Annotated in this window: 17 protein-coding genes; 8 read left to right on the top strand and 9 right to left on the bottom strand. The window is 65.5% G+C overall.

The window, feature by feature from the left end; translation table 11 throughout:
* Nucleotides 1-108 precede the first annotated feature (108 nt).
* The 7 genes from AWC25_RS12330 to AWC25_RS12300 form a co-directional block, all read right to left on the bottom strand.
* Nucleotides 109-1,848 carry a cytochrome c biogenesis protein DipZ gene (locus AWC25_RS12330; RefSeq protein WP_069400682.1) on the bottom strand — a complete coding sequence of 580 codons (1,740 nt, stop codon included), beginning with the start codon at nt 1,846-1,848 and terminating at the stop codon, nt 109-111.
* A 54-nt stretch (nt 1,849-1,902) separates the two neighbouring features.
* The gene (locus AWC25_RS12325; RefSeq protein WP_085166859.1) at nt 1,903-4,800 is read right to left on the bottom strand and encodes an MMPL/RND family transporter; all 2,898 of its coding nucleotides are present in this window, start codon (nt 4,798-4,800) and stop codon (nt 1,903-1,905) included.
* Nucleotides 4,797-5,216 (bottom strand): MmpS family transport accessory protein, encoded by a 420-nt coding sequence (locus AWC25_RS12320; protein WP_069400684.1) that lies wholly within the window; start codon nt 5,214-5,216, stop codon nt 4,797-4,799. Before AWC25_RS12320 ends, AWC25_RS12325 begins: the two co-directional genes overlap by 4 nt.
* A gap of 315 nt (nt 5,217-5,531) precedes the next feature.
* Entirely contained in the window at nt 5,532-5,984 is a 453-nt protein-coding gene (locus tag AWC25_RS12315) for a DUF5078 domain-containing protein (protein WP_069400685.1), read from the bottom strand.
* Nucleotides 5,985-6,049: 65 nt separating this feature from the next.
* Nucleotides 6,050-6,982, bottom strand: coding sequence for a crotonase/enoyl-CoA hydratase family protein (locus AWC25_RS12310; protein WP_069400686.1), 933 nt, complete (start codon nt 6,980-6,982; stop codon nt 6,050-6,052).
* A gap of 14 nt (nt 6,983-6,996) precedes the next feature.
* On the bottom strand, nt 6,997-7,317 hold the full coding sequence (locus tag AWC25_RS12305) for a hypothetical protein (protein WP_084229353.1): 321 nt from the start codon (nt 7,315-7,317) through the stop codon (nt 6,997-6,999).
* Nucleotides 7,318-7,319: 2 nt separating this feature from the next.
* A complete protein-coding gene (locus tag AWC25_RS12300; protein WP_069400688.1) occupies nt 7,320-9,359 on the bottom strand; it encodes a prolyl oligopeptidase family serine peptidase in 2,040 nt (679 codons plus the stop codon).
* A gap of 76 nt (nt 9,360-9,435) precedes the next feature.
* Here AWC25_RS12300 and exaC point away from each other — a divergent pair, with 76 nt between their 5' ends.
* From exaC to AWC25_RS12270, 6 genes are all read left to right on the top strand, one after another.
* Nucleotides 9,436-10,959, top strand: a complete 1,524-nt coding sequence (exaC, locus tag AWC25_RS12295; protein ID WP_069400689.1) for an acetaldehyde dehydrogenase ExaC — start codon at nt 9,436-9,438, stop codon at nt 10,957-10,959.
* A complete protein-coding gene (locus AWC25_RS12290; RefSeq protein ID WP_069400690.1) occupies nt 10,959-11,456 on the top strand; it encodes a DUF779 domain-containing protein in 498 nt (165 codons plus the stop codon). The genes exaC and AWC25_RS12290 overlap by 1 nt, the downstream gene beginning before the upstream one ends.
* An 18-nt stretch (nt 11,457-11,474) precedes the next feature.
* Nucleotides 11,475-11,753, top strand: a complete 279-nt coding sequence (locus AWC25_RS12285) for a putative holin (RefSeq protein ID WP_069400691.1) — start codon at nt 11,475-11,477, stop codon at nt 11,751-11,753.
* A complete protein-coding gene (locus AWC25_RS12280) occupies nt 11,746-12,384 on the top strand; it encodes a hypothetical protein (protein WP_232327058.1) in 639 nt (212 codons plus the stop codon). Before AWC25_RS12285 ends, AWC25_RS12280 begins: the two co-directional genes overlap by 8 nt.
* A gap of 79 nt (nt 12,385-12,463) precedes the next feature.
* Nucleotides 12,464-13,861 (top strand): dihydrolipoyl dehydrogenase, encoded by a 1,398-nt coding sequence (gene lpdA / locus AWC25_RS12275; RefSeq protein ID WP_069400692.1) that lies wholly within the window; start codon nt 12,464-12,466, stop codon nt 13,859-13,861.
* A gap of 9 nt (nt 13,862-13,870) precedes the next feature.
* Nucleotides 13,871-14,146 (top strand): hypothetical protein, encoded by a 276-nt coding sequence (locus tag AWC25_RS12270; protein ID WP_069400693.1) that lies wholly within the window; start codon nt 13,871-13,873, stop codon nt 14,144-14,146.
* Between the two features lie 4 nt (nt 14,147-14,150).
* Here AWC25_RS12270 and AWC25_RS12265 read toward each other — a convergent pair whose 3' ends face one another.
* Together AWC25_RS12265 and ramB are read right to left on the bottom strand one after the other, a co-directional pair.
* On the bottom strand, nt 14,151-14,726 hold the full coding sequence (locus tag AWC25_RS12265; protein ID WP_085166858.1) for a carboxymuconolactone decarboxylase family protein: 576 nt from the start codon (nt 14,724-14,726) through the stop codon (nt 14,151-14,153).
* A complete protein-coding gene (gene ramB / locus AWC25_RS12260; RefSeq protein WP_069400695.1) occupies nt 14,723-16,144 on the bottom strand; it encodes an acetate metabolism transcriptional regulator RamB in 1,422 nt (473 codons plus the stop codon). Before ramB ends, AWC25_RS12265 begins: the two co-directional genes overlap by 4 nt.
* Nucleotides 16,145-16,273: 129 nt before the next feature.
* Here ramB and AWC25_RS12255 point away from each other — a divergent pair, with 129 nt between their 5' ends.
* Both AWC25_RS12255 and aceA read left to right on the top strand, forming a co-directional pair.
* Nucleotides 16,274-17,068, top strand: a complete 795-nt coding sequence (locus tag AWC25_RS12255) for an acyl-[acyl-carrier-protein] thioesterase (RefSeq protein ID WP_069400696.1) — start codon at nt 16,274-16,276, stop codon at nt 17,066-17,068.
* 261 nt (nt 17,069-17,329) lie between these two features.
* A complete protein-coding gene (gene aceA, locus AWC25_RS12250; RefSeq protein ID WP_069400697.1) occupies nt 17,330-18,616 on the top strand; it encodes an isocitrate lyase in 1,287 nt (428 codons plus the stop codon).
* The last annotated feature ends 161 nt before the right edge of the window (nt 18,617-18,777 follow it).

Below are 18,777 nucleotides of genomic sequence, written 5' to 3'. Positions count from 1 at the left end.
TGTCTAGTAGCCTATCGCTCCCCGTCGCGGACGCCCGGGGCGCCGTTATCCGGTATCTGACTAGGGCTGAACACCGCGGTCAGCACTGCTATTCCGTATCGCGGACAATTAACCGAAAGTGAACGAGAACACCTGCAGGCCTTTGCTCACCTGCATGTCGAGTTGGTCGCGGTGGGCGCCGTCGTCGCCGACGATCTGATGCAGCGTGGGAACACCGCCGATCGGTGTGGTGGTCGTCTGCCCGTCCCGGGTGACGGAAAGAGTGCCGGTACCGCCGACGACGACGTAGACCGCCTTGCCGGTGTAGTTGAGCCGAATGGCAGCATCGTCGCTGTCGGCGGTGGCGCCCTGGTCGTCCAGCGTCCAGCGGCCTCGCAGGGCGAATTTGTCGTTCGGCACCTGCGCCGGGAAGCCGAACGTGTCGGTGCCGATCTTGTAGCTGCCGTCGCCGCCGTAGTTGGCGGACTTGTCCGGCGCCAGGTAGGTCTCGGGGGTGAGCCGGGTCGTCGGGGTGGTGTCGACCCCGTTCACGGCGGCGGGCAGCGCGACGTTCGGGTTGGCGTCGACCAGTAATTGCCGGATGAACTTCTCGGTGTTGTTGTAGTCGCCCTCACCGAAACTGGTGTGCCGGATCGTGCCGTTGGCATCGATGAGGTATTCCGCCGGCCAGTAGAGATTGTTGAAGGCGTTCCAAGTGGCGTAGTCGTTGTCCAGCGCGATCGGGTAGTCGATGTGCAGTCCGGCGGCGCCGCTGGCCACATTCTGGGGGACCCGCTCGAACGCGTACTCGGGAGTGTGCACCCCGATGACGACCAATCCGCTGTCCCGATAACGGTCGTACCAACCGACCACATGCGGGATCGAGCGCTGGCAGTTGATGCAGGAGTACGCCCAGAAGTCGATCAGCACCACCTTGCCGCGCAGCGACGCGGCGTCCAGAGGCTTGTCGTCAGCAGTGTTGAGCCAGCCGGTGATTCCGGTGAGGGCGGGCGCCTGCCCGCACTGCTCGAGATCGGCAGATCCGTTGCTGCAGTTGGAGATCATGCCGTTGCTCGTCATCCCCTGATCGAGCTGCAGGATGCTGCCGGCGGTGGTCCGCGGTGGGCTGCTGGGTTTGAGCGAGCGCTGAATCTCGTCGGCGCCGAGCCGGTTCTGCATCGCCGTGGTGTAGTCGGGCACCGCGCGCTGCAGCATGGCGGGCAGGTTGAACACCAACGCCACCGCCAGCACGATCATCGTGACGCCGCCGGCGATTTGAATGAGGCGCTGCCGCCGGCGGAAGGCCGCGACCCGTTCGGACACCTGGCGCCCGGCCAGCGCGAAAGCCAACAGCGGCAACGCATTTCCCAGCGCGAACGTCGCGGTCAGCACCACGGTGGCGGGGCCCAGCGACGCCGTGCCGCCGGCGACCACGATCGCGGCCAGTACCGGACCCGCGCAGGGCACATACAATGCGCCCAACGTCAGTCCCAAACCGAAACCGTCTGTGTTGCGGCCGAATTGACGCTGCGGCAGGGCCGCGAACGGCCGCTCGATCAGATGTTGCAGCGGCGGGAAGATCAACCCCAGGCCGATCAGGACCAACACCACCAGCGCCGCCCAGCGGATGGCGTCCTGCGGCAGATGCAACGCCGACAGCAGCGCGGACCCGATCAGCGTGGCCAGACTGAAACTGCACACCAGCCCGGCGATCACCAGGTAGGGACGCATCGCCGAATTCAAGCCGCGGGCGCCGGCCCGGTCGCTGTCCATGCCGGACAGGAAGATCACCGGAAGCACCGGCAGGATGCATGGCGAGATGCCGGTAATCAGGCCGCCGAGGAAGCCGATGAGCGCGATGGTGTGCATACAGGTGGTATTCGCAGCCGTGAGGGTGTCGGAGGGGATGTCAAAGACTGTGACTTACACGGTAACCGCGTCTGCCCCGTTGGGGACCGCACCCATGACATTGGTCGTTGCCTGCGCCGCCGGAACCGGGCGCGGCCGGGAGCGCACCCGCATCGGCCACCAGAACCAGCGTCCCAGCAGGGCCGCGATGGCGGGGGTGATGAACGCGCGCACGACCAGGGTGTCGAACAGCAGGCCAAGACCGATGGTCGTGCCCAGTTGGCCGATCACCCGCAGATCGCTGACCACCATGGACGCCATCGTGAAGGCGAATACCAGGCCGGCGTTGGTGACCACCCTGCCGGTCCCGCCCATCGAACGGATGATGCCGGTGTTCAGTCCGGCATGGATCTCCTGCCGGAACCGGGACACCAGCAGCAGGTTGTAGTCGGACCCCACGGCCAGCAACACGATGACCGACATCGCGAGCACCGACCAATGCAGTTGCAGGCCGAGGAGATGCTGCCAGACCAGGACGGACAGGCCGAAGGAAGCGCCGAGCGAAAACGCCACGGTGCCCACGATGACGCCGGCGGCCACGAACGCCCGGGTGAGGATCAGCATGATGACGAAGATGAGGCACAGCGCACACACTCCGGCGATGATCAGGTCGTAGTTGGCGCCCTCGGCAATGTCTTTGAACACCGCGGCCGTGCCTGCCAGGTAGATCTTGGCGTCCTCTAGCGGAGTTCCCTTCAACGACTCCTGCGCCGCCATACGTATCGCGTCGATGCTCGCGATCTCCGCGGATGTGGCGGGGTCGCTGCGATGCAAAATGATGAAGCGGGCCGCGTGACCGTCGGGCGACAGGAAGGTGCTCATGGCTCGCTGAAAGTTCTTGTTGGAGAACACTTCCGGTGGCAGATAAAACGAGTCGTCGTTCTTGGAGGCGTCGAAGGCGTGCCCCATCGCCATTGCGTCCTGGCTCATCTCGTCCATCTGAGCGAAGATCCCGGACATGGTGCTGTGCATGGTCAGGATCGTGGTCCGCATGTTCACCATGGTGCTGATCATCGTGGGTATCTGGGCCAGCAGTTGCGGCATCAACCGGTCCAGATCAGACACGTCGCCCGACAGGGCGGTCAACTTCTCGGTGATCTGGTCGACACCGTCGAGCGCATTGAAAACCGATCCCAGCGACGCGCACAGGGGAATGTCGAAACAGTGCTTCTCCCAATAGAAATAGCTCCGGATCGGGCGCCAAAAATCTTCGAAGGTGGCGATGTTGTCCCGCAATTGGTCGGTGACGTCCACCATTTCGTGTGTGACGCCGTTCATGTCGTGCGTCGCCGTCGCTATCTGGGCGGTGATGCCGTACACCCGCTGCATGGCGTCGATGGATTGCTGCAGATCGTCGGCCTCCTGCAACAGGTCGTTCATCCGGTCCCGCTGGTACTGCATGGTTTGCAGTTGGCTGGCGTTTTGCATGCTCAGCTGAAACGGTATCGAGGTGTGGTCCATCGTCGTTCCGTCGGGCCGCGTAATGCCTTGCACCCGAGCGATTCCCGGAACCCGGAAGATACCCTTGGCCAGTCGGTCCAGCACTAGTGAGTCGGTCGGATTGCGCAGATCGTGATCGGCCTCGACCAGCAGGACCTCGGGCTTGAGCCGGGCCTGGGAAAAATGGCGGTCGGCCGCCGCGAATCCCTGGTTGGCCGGCAGGGTCGACGGCAGATACGCGCGATCGTTGTAGCTGGCGGTGTACCCCGGCAGTGTGACCAAGCCGATCAGGGCCACCGCGCAGGATGCGGCGAGAATCGGTAGCGGCCAGCGCACCACCACGGTGCCAACCCGTCGCCAGCCGCGAGGTTCGATCGGCCTTTTCGGGTCGAACAGGCCGAACCGACTGCCGACGGCCAGGACGGCAGGCCCCAGTGTGAGCGCGACGACGACCGCGACGATCATGCCCAACGCGCAGGGCAGGCCCATGGTGTTGAAATACGGAAGGCGCGCGAAGGCCAGGCAAAAGGTGGCCCCCACGATCGTCAGCCCGGAGCCGGCGATGACGTGGGCTGTGCCGCGATACGTTGTGTAGAAAGCAGTTTCGGGATCTTCTCCGGACTGCCGGGCCTCTTGATAGCGCCCGATGAGGAAGATTCCGTAGTCGGTGCCGGCCGCGATGGCCAGCGACGTGAGCAGGCTGACCGCAAACGTGGTGAGCCCGATCGAGGTGTGGTGCCCGAGCAGCGCGACGGCTGTCCGGGCCGCCATCGTTTCAACACCGACCGTGGCCAACAGCAGAACGACGGTGACCATCGAGCGGTATACGACCAGCAACACAAGGGAAATCACCACGACGCTGGCGACGATCATCTTCATCATCGACCGGTCGCCGCTTTGATGCATGTCGGTGGCGATCACCGATGCGCCGGTGATCCATACGGTGACGCCGGCCGGTGCGGTCATGCCGTTGACGATGCTGCGGACCGACTCGATGGATTCGCCGGCCAGTCGCTCGCCCCGATCTCCGGCGAGGTTCACCTCCACATAGGCGGCTTTTCCGTCGTTGCTCTGCACGCCCGAGGCGGTCAGCGGATCGCCCCACAAGTCCGGAACGCTTCGCACGTACCTGGTTTCGGCGCGCAGCTTGGCCACCAATCGGTCGTAGTACCGGTGGGCCTCGTCCCCAAGGGGTTTGGTGCCCTCCAGCACGATCATCGCCGAGTTGTCGGAGTCGCCCTCGTTGAACACCTTGCCGATGCGCTTCATCGCCTCGTAAGACGGTGCGTCGCCGGGGCTCAGGGCGACCGCCCGCTCTTGGCCGACCGATTCGAGCGAGGGAACGGAGGCGCTCAGCACGATGACCAATGCGACCCACCCCAAGACGATCGGTACCGCAAAGCGGTGGATCACCCCGGCCATAAACAAGTGTTCCGGGGGCTTCGACACATCGATGGCGGCGTGCGCGCTCATGCCGACTTCACCAGGCAGTAGGTGTAGGCGTTGACCTCATGGGAAATCCGCTCGGCTTTGACCTCGCCGTCGATCGTGATCCGGCAGCCGATGCTCTCACTATTGCCTTGCGCGATAAGGTCTCCCAGCGCGCCCGGTTTGGTCATCGTGATCTGCAACGACCACGGTAGCCGGGTGCCCTCCAGTCGCTGGGGATCGGAGTTGACGTCGAAATAGCTGATGTCGGCGAGGGTTCCGGCCGCGCCGAAAATCTCGTAAATGATGGACTTGGGCTTGAGCAGGCGGGGACCGGCGAGGCTCCCTGCGGCATACGATTCCGGCGTGCGAGAGCCGAAGTGGTTGTGGACGCGGTACACCACGAGGCCCCCGGCGACCAGTACCGCTATGACGACCGACGGAATCCACAGCCGCGACATGATCTTGAAAATCGCAAAACCCCTTTACCGATTGCCGCGATACGATCTGCCACTAAGTAGCTAAGGCTTACCTAAGGTGCGATCAGTGTAGGGCCGCGATCAGTCCCGCTGCTACCTGGGGTATGCGGATGGCGTTGCGGATTCACAATCAAAGCGCAGGCCAGAGGCACAACGAAGACACGGGCGGCGCATGGCGCAAGTCGCACGTGGACGTTCGGGTTCGCAAGTGGCGCAACTCACATCCCGACGCCTAGACGCCGAAGCAGCGGCGAGGCCCCCGGGACTGGCTCGGGGCTATGTCGGGAGGGTCAAAAACTACGCCCAGTTCCAGACCGACATGTCGCCGGCCGGGTACTGCATGCAGGCGTCGGTGGACTTGGCGACGACGCCTTTGTTGTTGAAGAAGATTTTCATGTGGTTCGGCCAAGCCACCCACAGCGGGTCGGAGACCGGCGCGTAGAAGTTCTCCGAATAGCCGCGGCGATCCTGCGGTGCCAGGGAGAAAAACCAATGCGCCTTGTCGATTGTCGCCTGCTGGACGTTCGGGTGGTTGTTGAAGTCGATCATGTACCGCTGGTAATACACCGGGCTGGTATCCCGGGTGGCCGCCAGGATCTGCTCGGCATCACAGCTCGTGTTGATCATCCGGCGGGGGATCGGGAAGTCTTCCGTGGAGTCGGCGACCGCGGTCTGCGGGAAAGCCACAGCGGCCATACCGAGGGCGACGGACACAGCGCCTGCGCGCAGGAACGAACTCAGCCGAGACATAGCGATAACGGTAGCACTTCAGCCCGCGCACGGGCGAGTCTCGGCCAACTTTCTAGTCCGTCTTATTAGCTATTGCCATCAGGGACAATGATGTGCGACGGATCGGGGCGCAGCTGCGCAGGTGCCTGGCTGTAGTCCCCGAAGGGGCCGTCGCGCCGCTGCACCGCCGCGCGTACCCCCTCGGTTTCGGCGGTGTGAATGAAGTCCAGGGCGTCCGGGGTGTTGCGCATCAGGCCGTCGAGGATGCCGCCCAGCGTCTGGGTGGAGGCCAACCCCATGTTCTCGTAGGCCTGGTTGACGATCAGCTTCTGCGCCTGCAACTGCGACAACGGGATCTGCGCCAGCTCGGCGGCGATCTCGCCGACGCGAGCCTCGAGGCGGGCGAACGGCACCGCCTCGTTGATCAGCTCGATCTCGGCGGCCTGCACGCCGGTCAGCGGCCGGCCGGTCAGCGAATGCCACTTGGCCTTGGCCAGGCTCAGCCGGTACAGCCACATGCCGGTCAGGTAGGCCCCCCACATCCGGCTGTACGGCGTCCCGATCACCGCGTCTTCGCTGGCGACCACGATGTCCGCGCACAGTGCGTAGTCGCTCGCCCCGCCGACGCACCAGCCGTGCACCTGGGCGATCACCGGCTTGGACGCCCGCCAGATCGCCATGAACTTCTGCGTCGGGCCGGTCGCACGGGCGCTGACCATCGCGAAGTCCTTGCCCGGATCCCACTTACCGTCGGTCATCATGGATTCGCCCCAGTGCTGGAAGCCACCGCCGAAGTCGTAGCCGCCGGAGAAGGCGCGCCCGGCGCCGCGCAGCACGATGACCTTGATTGTCTGGTCTCGCTCGGCCAACCCGATCGCGGCCTCGATCTCGTCGGGCATCGGCGGGACGATCGTGTTGAGGTGCTCGGGGCGGTTCAAGGTGATGGTGGCGACCGGGCCGGCGGTCCGGTACAGCAGGGTCTCGAAGTCGGACCCGGAACGCGACGTGGATGCTGGCATAGCCCAAGTGTGGGCTAACGCTGTTCGCCGGGCGGGTCGGGCTCACGATTCTCCGGGCTCGACGCGTAGATCCGGTCGCCGATCTTGAGGTAGGGCGTCGTCAGGTAGGCCGTCACCACCACGATGCCGCCGAAGATCAACGTCGTCATCACACCATTCGGCCAGAGTTTGCCCGTGCCGAACGCGAAGAAGATGATGCCCAGCGCCGAGGTGCCCCAGTAGAAGTACCGACCCTTGCGGCGTTCGGCGATGAACCGAAAGCGAGACTGTGCCCAACCGGCGATGATCAGGATCAGTCCGGCGATGACCAAACCGAATTCGATGATGTCGAGGATCTTCACGCTCGGCCTCCCAGGGTGCGCCACAGGAACGAATAGCTCAGGGCCGCCTTGAACGCGGCCTGCTCGTTGTCGGCCGCGCCGGCATGTCCACCCTCGATGTTCTCGTACAACCAGACCGAGTGGCCGGCCGCCTGCAGCGCGGCGACCATCTTGCGGGCATGGCCGGGATGCACTCGATCGTCGCGGGTCGACGTGGTGAACAGCACCGGCGGGTAGCGTCTGGTCGCCGAAATATTCTGATACGGCGAGTATTTGGCGATGAACTTCCAATCGTCCGGGTTGTCCGGGTCGCCATACTCGGCGACCCACGAGGCGCCGGCCAGCAACAGGTGGTAACGCTTCATGTCCAGCAGCGGCACATCGCACACCAGGGCGCCGAACTTCTCCGGGTATTTGGTCAGCATGATGCCCATCAGCAGTCCGCCGTTGCTGCCGCCCTGCGCGCCGAGTTGTTTGACCGTCGTGATGCCGCGTGCCACCAAATCGTCTGCCACGGCGGCGAAGTCCTCGTCGACCTTGTGCCGGTTCTCCCGCATCGCCTGGGTGTGCCAGCCGGGCCCGTATTCGCCGCCGCCACGGATGTTGGCCATCGCGTAGGTGCCGCCACGGGCCAGCCACAGCCGGCCCAGCACTGCGCTGTAGCCCGGGGTCCGGGAGGACTCGAAACCCCCGTAACCGCCGAGTAGGGTGGGCCCGGGCTGGACGGCGTCGCGCGAACGCACCACAAAGTACGGGATCGACGTTCCGTCCTGCGACGGCACGAAATATTGCTGTATGTCCAGGTTCTCGGCGTCGAAGAACGCCGGAGCCGACTTGATCTGCTCGAGCTGGCCGGCGTCCGTGCCGCGCAACAGCCGCGACGGCGTGTCGAATCCGCTTGAATCCAAGAAGAACTCGTCGCCGATGTCGTCGGCGGCGACGACGACCGTGTTGGTCGCCGGCGGTATCCCGGCCACGACCTCGCGCCGCCACGTTCCGGGCGTGACGATTTCGACCCGGCTGGCCACGTCGGCCAACGTCACCAACAGCAGCCGGTCCCGGGTCCAGGCGTTCTGATGCAGACAAGTGTGCTCGTCGGGTTCGAACACGACCCGTAAATCTCTTGCGCCGCTGAGGAATTCGTCATACTTCGCGGCCAACAGGGAGCCGGCTCGGTAGCTGCCGGCGCCGACGGTCCAATCGCTGCGCAGCTCGACCAACAGCCACTCACGGTGCACCGACACGGTCGCGTCGGTCGGCGTGTCGATGCGAAGCAATTCCGAGCCGCGAACCTCGTAGACCTCGGAGTTCCAGAAATCGATCGAGCGGCCGACGAAACAGCGTTCGAAGCCGGGCGTGCGGTCGACGCTTGCCGACACGCTGACGTCGCTGGGTGTCCCCTCGAAGACGACCTCGGCCTCGTCGAGAGGGGTGCCGCGGCGCCAGCGTTTGACGATCCGCGGATAGCCGGATTCGGTCAGCGAGCCGGGCCCGAAATCGGTGCCTACCAATACCGTGTCCGGATCCGCCCAGCCGATGTCGGACTTGGCCTCGGCAAGAGTGAAGCCGTCGGCAATGAATTCGCGTGTGGTCATGTCGAATTCGCGCACAATCACCGCATCCGAACCGCCGCGCGACAGGTTGACCAGCGCGCGGGTGAACTCCGGATCGAGCACCGCGGCGCCGGCCCACACCCACTTCTCGCCGTCGGCACGCCCCAGCGCGTCCACGTCGATCAGCACGTCCCAGTCGGGCGAGTCGGTGCGGTAGCGCTGCAGCGTGGTGCGCCGCCACAGGCCGCGTGGGTTGCGCGCATCGCGCCAGAAGTTGTACAGGTACTCGCCGCGCCGACGCACGTAGGGGATCCGGGCATCGGTGTCGAGCACTTCCAGCGCCTCGGTGCGCATCCGCTCGAAATCGCCGTCGCAGAACTCGGCCAGGGTGGGTTGGTTGTGGGCCCGCACCCAATCCAGCGCGTTGTCCGCGGTGACATCCTCCAGCCATAGGTAGGGGTCGTCTTGCTCGCGATTTGCGGGTGCGGCAACCTCTGCTGTCATGGAAGCCATTGTGGCCCCAGCGGTAGTGTGAGCTGTAGCACAACAGTCGTCGAAGAGCGAGCGAGGAGCCGAGAAGATGACCGTTTTCGCACGTCCAGGGGCCGCCGGCGCGCTGATGTCCTACGAGTCGCGGTACGACAATTTCATCGGCGGTCAGTGGGTCGCGCCCACCCAGGGCCGGTACTTCGAGAACCCGACACCGGTGACCGGCCAACCGTTTTGCGAGGTGGCGCGGTCCGACGAAGCCGACGTCGACAAGGCGCTCGACGCGGCGCATGCGGCCGCCCCGGGCTGGGGCAAGACCTCCCCGGCCGAGCGGGCGGCGGTGCTGAACAAGATCGCCGATCGCATCGAGGCCAACAAGGACGCGTTGGCGGTGGCCGAGGTGTGGGACAACGGCAAGCCGATCCGCGAGGCGTTGGCGGCCGACATCCCGCTGGCCGCCGACCATTTCCGTTACTTCGCCGCGGCGATCCGCGCCCAGGAGGGCTCGCTGTCGCAGATCGACGAGGACACCGTCGCCTACCACTTCCACGAGCCGCTCGGCGTCGTCGGGCAGATCATCCCGTGGAACTTCCCCATCTTGATGGGCGCCTGGAAACTGGCCCCCGCGCTGGCCGCCGGGAACACGGTGGTGCTCAAGCCCGCCGAGCAGACCCCGGCGTCGATCCTGTACCTGATGTCGCTGATCGGTGATGTGATCCCGCCGGGCGTGGTCAACATCGTCAGCGGCTTCGGCGTCGAGGCCGGCAAGCCGCTGGCGTCCAGCAACCGCATCGCCAAGGTCTCGTTCACCGGGGAAACCACCACCGGCCGGCTGATCATGCAGTACGCCTCGCAGAACCTGATCCCGGTCACCCTCGAACTCGGCGGCAAGAGCCCCAACATCTTCTTCTCCGACGTGATGGCGGCCAACGACAACTTCCAGGACAAGGCGCTGGAGGGCTTCACCATGTTCGCCCTCAACCAGGGCGAGGTCTGCACCTGTCCGTCGCGCAGCCTGATCCAGTCCGACATCCACGACGAGTTCTTGGAGCTCGCCGCGATCCGCACCAAGGCCGTCCGCCAGGGCGACCCGCTGGACAGCGAGACCATGTTGGGCTCCCAGGCCTCCAACGATCAGCTGGAAAAGATCTTGTCCTACATCGAAATCGGCAAGGGGGAGGGCGCCAAGGTCGTCACCGGCGGGGAACGCGCCGAGCTCGGCGGTGACCTATCCGGCGGGTACTACGTTCAGCCCACGATCTTCTCCGGCAACAACAAGATGCGCATCTTCCAGGAGGAAATTTTCGGCCCGGTGGTGGCGGTGACGTCGTTCAGCGACTTCGCCGACGCGATGAGCATCGCCAACGACACGCTCTACGGGCTGGGCGCCGGGGTATGGAGCCGCGACGGCAACACCGCCTACCGGGCCGGGCGCGAGATCAAGGCCGGCCGGGTGTGGGTGAACTGCTACCACGCCTATCCGCCGCACGCGGCGTTCGGCGGTTACAAGCAGTCCGGGTTCGGCCGCGAGACCCACAAGATGGCGCTCGAGCACTACCAGCAGACGAAGAATCTGCTGGTGTCCTACGCGGACGAGGCGCGGGGGTTCTTCTGATGCCGGCCGGCGTCGTCGTCACGGCCGCGGCCGCCGATTTGCTGGGCCGGCTGCAGCAGCGGCACGGCCGGGTGATGTTTCACCAGTCCGGCGGCTGCTGCGACGGATCGTCGCCGATGTGCTATCCGGTCGGTGACTTCCTCGTCGGCGACCGCGACGTCCTACTCGGAGTCCTCGACGTCGGCGACGAGGGCGTCGAGGTGTGGATCTCGGGCCCGCAGTACCAGGCTCACTATCGAGGCGAGAAGCGCACCCAGCTGGTCATCGACGTGGTGCCCGGCCGCGGCGGTGGGTTCAGCCTGGAGGCTCCCGAAGGGGTGCGGTTCCTCAGCCGCGGCCGCGCCTTCACCGACGAGGAAAAGGCCGAGCTAGAGACCGAATCGGTGATCACCGGCGCGGTGTACCAGCGGGGTGAACGTCCGCCGGTACGCGGTCCGGTGATTGACCCTGTGAATTACGAAGCCGTGCCGGAAACGTGCCCGCCTCGTATTCCGTGACTCAGTAACCTCGATGGGGTGATCCCTTTACCGCGTCCCTGGCAGCTGGCCAGCGCGATGCTGATGGGCACCGCGGTCGGGTTGCTGTTGGGAGTGGCGCTGACCGTGCTGATTCACACCCCGGTGCGACCCGACGTGGTGATCGCCCTGGTCGTCGGCCTGCCCAGCGTGATCGGGCTGCTGACCATCCTGTTCTCCGGGCGCCGATGGGTCACGATGCTGGGCGCCTTCATCTTGGCGTTGGGGCCCGGCTGGTTCGGGGTGCTGGTGGCCATCGAGGTGACGGCCCGTGGCTGACAAACCCGTGGCTGACAAGGACGCCGAACACGGCCCGGCCACCAACCCGGGCACCGAGCCGTTTGTCCCCGACTTCGACTCCGACGACGGCGGCACCGACACCGGGACCCAGGGTTTCGTCCCGGATTTCGACGACACCGGTGCTCAGCCGATACCCGTCCTCGCCGGGCACCGGGACGCGGCCAAGAACACGGCCGAACCGGGCAAACCCGAAGTCGCGCCCGCGGCGGAGCGAGACGCCGGGACGCCGGAGGCCAGCGGCGCGCCGGCGCAGTCGGTCAGCGTGCCGGGCCGCTACCAATACCTGAAGTGGTGGAAGCTGGCGCTGGTGATCCTCGGCACCTGGGCGGTGACCGCCGAGGTCGGCCTGAGCTTGTTCTATTGGTGGTACCACACCATCGACAAGGCGGCGCCGGTGTTCATGACGCTGGTCTACGTGGTCGCGTGCGTGGTCGGCGCCGTGATGCTGGCGATGGTGCAGGGCAAGCCGGTGGTCGCGGCGCTGTCCATCGCGGTGTTGTCCGGGCCGTTCGGCTCGCTGCTCGCCGCGGCGCCGCTCTACGGCTACTACTACTGCGCGCGCGTCGGCCCGCCAGTAGGTCACTGCGTGATCGGCGTCATCCCGTACTGACCGACCGACCGGGGCGGCCCGGGCCTGGGCCGGCCCACGTGTCGTGCGGCCAGAAGTCGTCGCCCACTAATGTGGGCTCGTGACTTCTCACTATGACGTCGTTGTCCTCGGAGCCGGCCCCGGCGGTTATGTCGCCGCCATCCGCGCCGCGCAGCTGGGCCTGAACACCGCAGTCGTCGAACCGAAATATTGGGGCGGCGTTTGCCTCAACGTCGGCTGCATCCCGTCCAAGGCGTTGCTGCGCAACGCCGAACTCGTGCACATCTTCACCAAGGATGCGAAGACCTTCGGCATGACCGGCGAGGTGTCGTTCGACTACGGGGTTGCCTTCGATCGCAGCCGCAAGGTGGCCGAGGGGCGCGTCGCCGGCGTGCACTTCCTGATGAAGAAGAACAAGATCACCGAGATTCACGGCTACGGACGGTTTACCGACCCGCACACGCTGTCGGTCAACCTCAATGACGGCGGCACCGAAACGGTCACGTTCGACAACGCCATCATCGCCACCGGCAGCAGCACCCGGCTGGTGCCTGGGACGTCGCTGTCGGAAAACGTGGTCACCTACGAAGAACTGATCATGTCCCGCGAGTTGCCGGAGTCGATCATCATCGCCGGCTGTGGGGCGATCGGCATGGAGTTCGGCTACGTGCTGCGCAACTACGGCGTCGAGGTCACCGTCGTCGAGTTCTTGCCGCGCGCGCTGCCCAACGAGGACGCCGAGGTCTCCAAAGAGGTCGAAAAGCAGTTCAAGAAACTCGGCGTCAAGATCCTGCTCGGAACCAAGGTGGAGTCGATCACCGACGAGGGATCCGTGGTCCGGGTCGCGGTCAGCAAGGACGGCAAGTCCGAGGAACTCAAGGCCGAAAAGGTGTTGCAGGCCATCGGTTTTGCGCCCAACGTGGAGGGCTACGGGCTGGACAAGGCCGGTGTCGCGCTCACCGATCGGCGGGCCATCGGGATCACCGACTACATGCGCACCAACGTCGAGCACATCTACGCGATCGGCGACGTCACCGGCAAGCTGCAGCTCGCGCACGTCGCCGAGGCCCAAGGGGTGGTGGCAGCCGAAACCATCGCCGGCGCAGAGACTTTGGCGCTGGGCGACTACCGGATGTTGCCCCGCGCCACCTTCTGCCAACCCAATGTCGCAAGCTTCGGGCTCACCGAGGAGCAAGCCCGCGCGGAAGGCTACGACGTCGTGGTGGCCAAGTTCCCGTTCACCGCCAACGCCAAAGCGCACGGGGTGGGCGACCCCAGCGGCTTCGTCAAGCTGATCGCTGACGCCAAGTACGGCGAGTTGATCGGCGGCCATTTGGTCGGCCACGACGTCTCCGAGTTGCTGCCCGAGCTGACGCTGGCCCAGAAGTGGGATCTGACCGCCACCGAGCTGGCCCGCAACGTGCACACCCATCCGACCATGTCCGAGGCGCTGCAGGAATGCTTCCACGGCCTGATCGGCCACATGATCAACTTCTGAGCCTGGTCGATGCTGCGCGGCGAAACCATCCTCGGTGCCATCGGCGGCGCCGCGACCGGTTATGTGCTGTGGCTGATCGCCATCTCAGTTGCCGGCGACAACGCGACGGCCGGGCATTGGGCCCCGTTGCTGCTGCTGGCGTCGGTGCTGCTGGGCGTCGCTGCAGCGATCTTTGGCTGGCAATTGCGGCGCCGGGGCAAGTACCTGTGGGCGGCGTTCGCGTTCGACTTGCCGATCCTGCCGGTGATCCTGACGCTGGCGGTGCTGGTCGACGTGCTCGCCTGAGTCCCTACCGGGGGTTGTCCAGCTCGATGTTCAGCGCGCTGATCGTCGCCGCCAGTCCATCGTATTGCGTTGCGAGCAAACAGAATTCGATGAGACGACGGCGGTCGAGATGCGCCGCCAGCTGCTGCCAGGTGCCGTCGCTGATGGACCGGTGTTTGATTAGCTCGTCCGTCGCGTTGAGTAGCGCCTGCTGACGCGCGCTCAGGATCACCCGGGGGCCGTCACCGGCGGGGGCGTCGGGCCAGGCGAAAATTGCCTCCTGCACGTGCGCGTCCAGACCATAGTGGCGGCCCATCCGCCGATGGTGCTGCAGTTCGTACTCGCTGCCGCGCAGGTGCGCGACGCGCAGGATCACCAATTCGGTGTCGACCCGGGGCAGCCGGCCGCGCAGCAACCGCCCCCCGTATAGCGACCACGCCCAAAACAGGCCTTGGCGTTGACCCAGCGTGGTGAACAGATGCATCTCGGGTGCGGAAACGGTGCGGGCGGCCGCCCTCGCCAGCACCCAGTTGACCGGCCCCAGCCGGCGCAACTTGGTGGAGGACGGAATGCGGGCCGCGTGGCCCGCCTGCTCGCTCACGGCTGCTTCACCAGGTAGGGCGACACCGTGCTGCGGTGCTCGTCGAGATCGAGTGCGCGACCGAGCGCCGGGAAGGCCCGCTGCGGACAGTTATCGCGCTCGCAGACACGGCAACCCGCGCCGATGGGGGTGGCCGCAAGAGGGTTGCCCGACAAGTCGAGTCCTTCCGAGTAGACGAGCCGGTGCGCGTGCCGCAACTCGCAGCCCAGCCCGATCGCGAAGGTCTTACCGGGCTGACCATACCGGGCGGCGCGGCGTTCGACGGTACGCGCCACCCACATGTAGTTGCGGCCGTCGGGCATCTGGGCGATCTGCACCAAGATCTTGCCGGGGTTGGCGAAGGTCTCGTACACGTTCCACAACGGGCAGGTCCCGCCGCTGGAGGAGAAGTGAAAACCGGTGGCGGACTGACGTTTTGACATGTTGCCGGCGCGATCCACCCGGACGAAGGAGAATGGCACACCGCGCATCGACGGCCGCTGCATGGTCGAAAGCCGGTGCGCGATGGTCTCGTAGCTCACCGAATAGAACGCCGAGAGCCGTTCGACGTCGTACCGGAAATTCTCGGCGACGTCGTGGAACTGCCCGTAGGGCAGGACCGCCGCCGCCGCGAAGTAGTTCGCCAAGCCGAGCCGCGCCAAGGTGTGCGACTCGGGGCTGGTGAACTTGCCCTCGGCGACCATGGCGTCGATCAGGTCACCGAATTCGAGATAGGCCAATTCGGCGGCCATCTTGAACACCTGCTGCCCCAGCGACAGGTGACTGCTGATCTCCAGCGTGTTGGTCTTGGCGTCGTAGCGGTGCAGCACGGTGTCACCGAGGTCGACGCGCCGGTTGATGTGCACGCCGTGCACCTCGGTGAGCCGGCGGGTCAACTCGCGGGCCAAATCACCCTGGTTGAGCCGGGTGTGGATGGTGAGGTCCTCGGCCGCGGTGTCGAGCTCGTGCAGGTAGTTCTGCCGCTCGTAGAAGTAGTCGCGCACCTCTTCGTGCGGCATCGTGATCGACCCGCTGCCGCTGCCGTCGGAGTAGCGCTCCTCGGTGGCCGCGGCCAGCTGGGCGGTGGTGAGCCGGTAGCGCCGGTGCAGGTTGACCACGGCGCGGGCCAGCGCGGGATGGGCGTTGACCATGTCGGCGACCTCGGACGGATCGACGTTGATGCCCAAATCGCGGTCCATCGTCACCTCCCGCAGCTCGGCGACCAACCGGGTGTCGTCCTGGGAGGCGAAGAACGTCGCGTCGACCCCGAACAGTTCGGTGATTCGCAGCAGCACGGCCACCGTCAGCGGGCGAACATCGTGTTCGATCTGGTTGAGGTAGCTCGGTGAGATCCCCAGCATCTGGGCCAGCGCGGCCTGCGAGAGCCCGCGCTCGTTGCGCAGTTGGCGAACCCGTGACCCGACGTACGTTTTCGACATTTAACGAGCCTACCGGCAATGCCAAGGTTGGCTTAGCAGACTTGGCAACCGGGACAGGTTTGGTGTTTCGGCGTCTCGTTGGCATGATGCGCACGAAGCCCATGTGAAGGTCAACGGGGGAGCAAAGTCGTGAGCCTGGACAAATCAATGATGCCGGTGCCCGACGGTCACCCCGACGTGTTCGACCGCGAATGGCCGCTGCGCGTGGCCGACATCGACCGCACCGGCCGGTTGCGCCTGGACGCCGCGTGCCGGCACATCCAGGACATCGGCCAGGACCAGCTGCGCGAGATGGGATTCGAGGAAACGCACCCGCTGTGGATCGTTCGGCGCACCATGCTCGATTTGCTGCGCCCCATCGAGTTCCAGGACATGCTGCGGTGCCGGCGGTGGTGTTCGGGCACCTCCAACCGGTGGTGTGAAATGCGGGTCCGCATCGACGGGCGCAAGGGCGGCCTGATCGAATCCGAGGCGTTCTGGATCAACATCAACAGGGAAACGCAGATGCCGTCGCGTATCTCCGACGACTTCCTGGCCGGCCTGCACAAGACGACGTCCGTCGACCGGCTGCGCTGGAAGGGTTACCTGAAGCCCGGTAGCCGCGACGATGCGGCCGAGATCCACGAGTTCGGGGTCCGGGTCACCGACATCGACCTGTTCGACCACATGAACAACTCGGTCTACTGGTCCGTCATCGAGGACTACCTGGCGTCGCATCTGGCGCTGATGGCCCGTCCGCTGCGCATCACGATCGAGCATGAGGCCCCGGTGGCGCTGGGCGACAAGCTGGAGATCATCTCGCACATTCATCCGGCCGGGTCGACCGACCAATTCGGTCCCGGGCTCACCGATCGGCCTGTTACAACGCTCACATATGCGGTCGGCGAGGAGACCAAAGCGGTCGCCGCGCTCTTCAATCTCTAACAGGACAAGCGTCCGGTTAATTTGCGCGTTGACCTGCGGGTTTCGGTTACCGGTCGGTAGCTTCTGAACCGGTTCAGTTACCCCCTATCTTCGCAATCTTCACAACATCGGCTCGGAGTCGTGGCCGAAATTGGCAAAGAAAATGGGTGGACCTGCATCAACACCCTGTGTCATCGTCGGTAAAGCATAGGAGCGAAGTTGAGCCACAGTCATCGCAAGACGCGCGGTCCGGCTCAAAAAAGAACATAAGGAGCAAGCCCAATGTCTGTTGTTGGCACCCCGAGAAGCGCCGAGCAGATCCAGCACGACTGGGACACCAACCCGCGCTGGAAGGCGATCAGCCGTACCTACACCGCCGAGGACGTCGTGGCCCTGCAGGGCAGCGTCGTCGAGGAGAGCACGCTGGCCCGCCGTGGCGCGGAGGTGCTGTGGAAGCAACTGCACGAGCTCGAGTTCGTCAACGCGCTCGGCGCACTGACCGGCAACCAGGCCGTTCAGCAGGTCCGCGCCGGCCTCAAGGCCATCTACCTGTCGGGTTGGCAGGTCGCCGGTGACGCCAACCTCGCCGGCCACACCTACCCCGACCAGAGCCTCTACCCGGCCAACTCGGTGCCGCAGGTCGTGCGCCGCATCAACAACGCGCTGCTGCGTGCCGACCAGATCGCCAAGATCGAGGGTGACACCTCGGTGGAGAACTGGCTGGCCCCGATCGTGGCAGACGGCGAGGCCGGCTTCGGTGGCGCGCTGAACGTCTACGAGCTGCAGAAGGCGATGATCGCCGGCGGTATCGCCGGTTCGCACTGGGAGGACCAGCTCGCCTCGGAGAAGAAGTGCGGCCACCTCGGTGGCAAGGTGCTGATCCCGACCAGCCAGCACATCCGGACCCTGACCTCCGCCCGCCTGGCCTCGGACGTTGCCGACGTGCCGACCGTGGTCATCGCCCGCACCGACGCCGAGGCGGCGACTCTGATCACCTCCGACGTCGACGAGCGCGACCAGCCGTTCATCACCGGCGAGCGCACCAAGGAGGGCTTCTTCCGCGTCCGTAACGGCCTGGAGCCCTGCATCGCCCGCGCCAAGGCCTACGCGCCGTACTCCGACCTGATCTGGATGGAGACCGGCACCCCGGACCTCGAGCTCGCGGCCAAGTTTGCCGAGGGCGTCAAGGCCGAGTTCCCGGACCAGATGCTGGCCTACAACTGCTCGCCGTCGTTCAACTGGCGCAAGCACCTGGACGACGCGACCATCGCGAAGTTCCAGAAGGAGCTGGCCGCGATGGGCTACAAGTTCCAGTTCATCACGCTGGCCGGCTTCCACGCCCTCAACTACGCGATGTTCGATCTGGCCTACGGCTACGCCCGCAACCAGATGAGCGCTTACGTGGAGTTGCAGGAGCGCGAGTTCGACGCCGAGGAGCGCGGTTACACCGCGACCAAGCACCAGCGCGAGGTCGGCGCGGGTTACTTCGACCGCATCGCCACCACGGTGGACCCGAGCTCGTCGACCACCGCGCTGGCCGGCTCCACCGAAGAGGGTCAGTTCCACTGAGCACTGAGCACTGAGCACTGAGCACTGAGCGATGCTTTGCCGAACGTGCATCTGGTGCGAGGAGCAGTGAAGATCGGCTGAAGTAGCATAGGCCCCGCCCGGCGATCCCGGGCGGGGCCTCTTGCGGTCCACGACGGCACAGTGGAGAAACGACGACACAA

This window comes from Mycobacterium sherrisii (genome assembly GCF_002102355.1).
Lineage (GTDB): Bacteria > Actinomycetota > Actinomycetes > Mycobacteriales > Mycobacteriaceae > Mycobacterium > Mycobacterium sherrisii.
This window is presented reverse-complemented; position numbering and strand designations above follow the sequence as displayed.

What these genes read in the sequence shown, in the direction of transcription:
- AWC25_RS12330 (WP_069400682.1), bottom strand. Translation starts at nt 1,848, where the DNA reads ATGCACACCATCGCGCTCATCGGCTTCCTCGGCGGCCTGATTACCGGC.
- AWC25_RS12325 (WP_085166859.1), bottom strand. Translation starts at nt 4,800, where the DNA reads ATGAGCGCGCACGCCGCCATCGATGTGTCGAAGCCCCCGGAACACTTG.
- AWC25_RS12320 (WP_069400684.1), bottom strand. Translation starts at nt 5,216, where the DNA reads ATGTCGCGGCTGTGGATTCCGTCGGTCGTCATAGCGGTACTGGTCGCC.
- AWC25_RS12315 (WP_069400685.1), bottom strand. Translation starts at nt 5,984, where the DNA reads ATGTCTCGGCTGAGTTCGTTCCTGCGCGCAGGCGCTGTGTCCGTCGCC.
- AWC25_RS12310 (WP_069400686.1), bottom strand. Translation starts at nt 6,982, where the DNA reads ATGCCAGCATCCACGTCGCGTTCCGGGTCCGACTTCGAGACCCTGCTG.
- AWC25_RS12300 (WP_069400688.1), bottom strand. Translation starts at nt 9,359, where the DNA reads ATGACAGCAGAGGTTGCCGCACCCGCAAATCGCGAGCAAGACGACCCC.
- exaC (WP_069400689.1), top strand. Translation starts at nt 9,436, where the DNA reads ATGACCGTTTTCGCACGTCCAGGGGCCGCCGGCGCGCTGATGTCCTAC.
- AWC25_RS12290 (WP_069400690.1), top strand. Translation starts at nt 10,959, where the DNA reads ATGCCGGCCGGCGTCGTCGTCACGGCCGCGGCCGCCGATTTGCTGGGC.
- AWC25_RS12270 (WP_069400693.1), top strand. Translation starts at nt 13,871, where the DNA reads ATGCTGCGCGGCGAAACCATCCTCGGTGCCATCGGCGGCGCCGCGACC.
- ramB (WP_069400695.1), bottom strand. Translation starts at nt 16,144, where the DNA reads ATGTCGAAAACGTACGTCGGGTCACGGGTTCGCCAACTGCGCAACGAG.
- aceA (WP_069400697.1), top strand. Translation starts at nt 17,330, where the DNA reads ATGTCTGTTGTTGGCACCCCGAGAAGCGCCGAGCAGATCCAGCACGAC.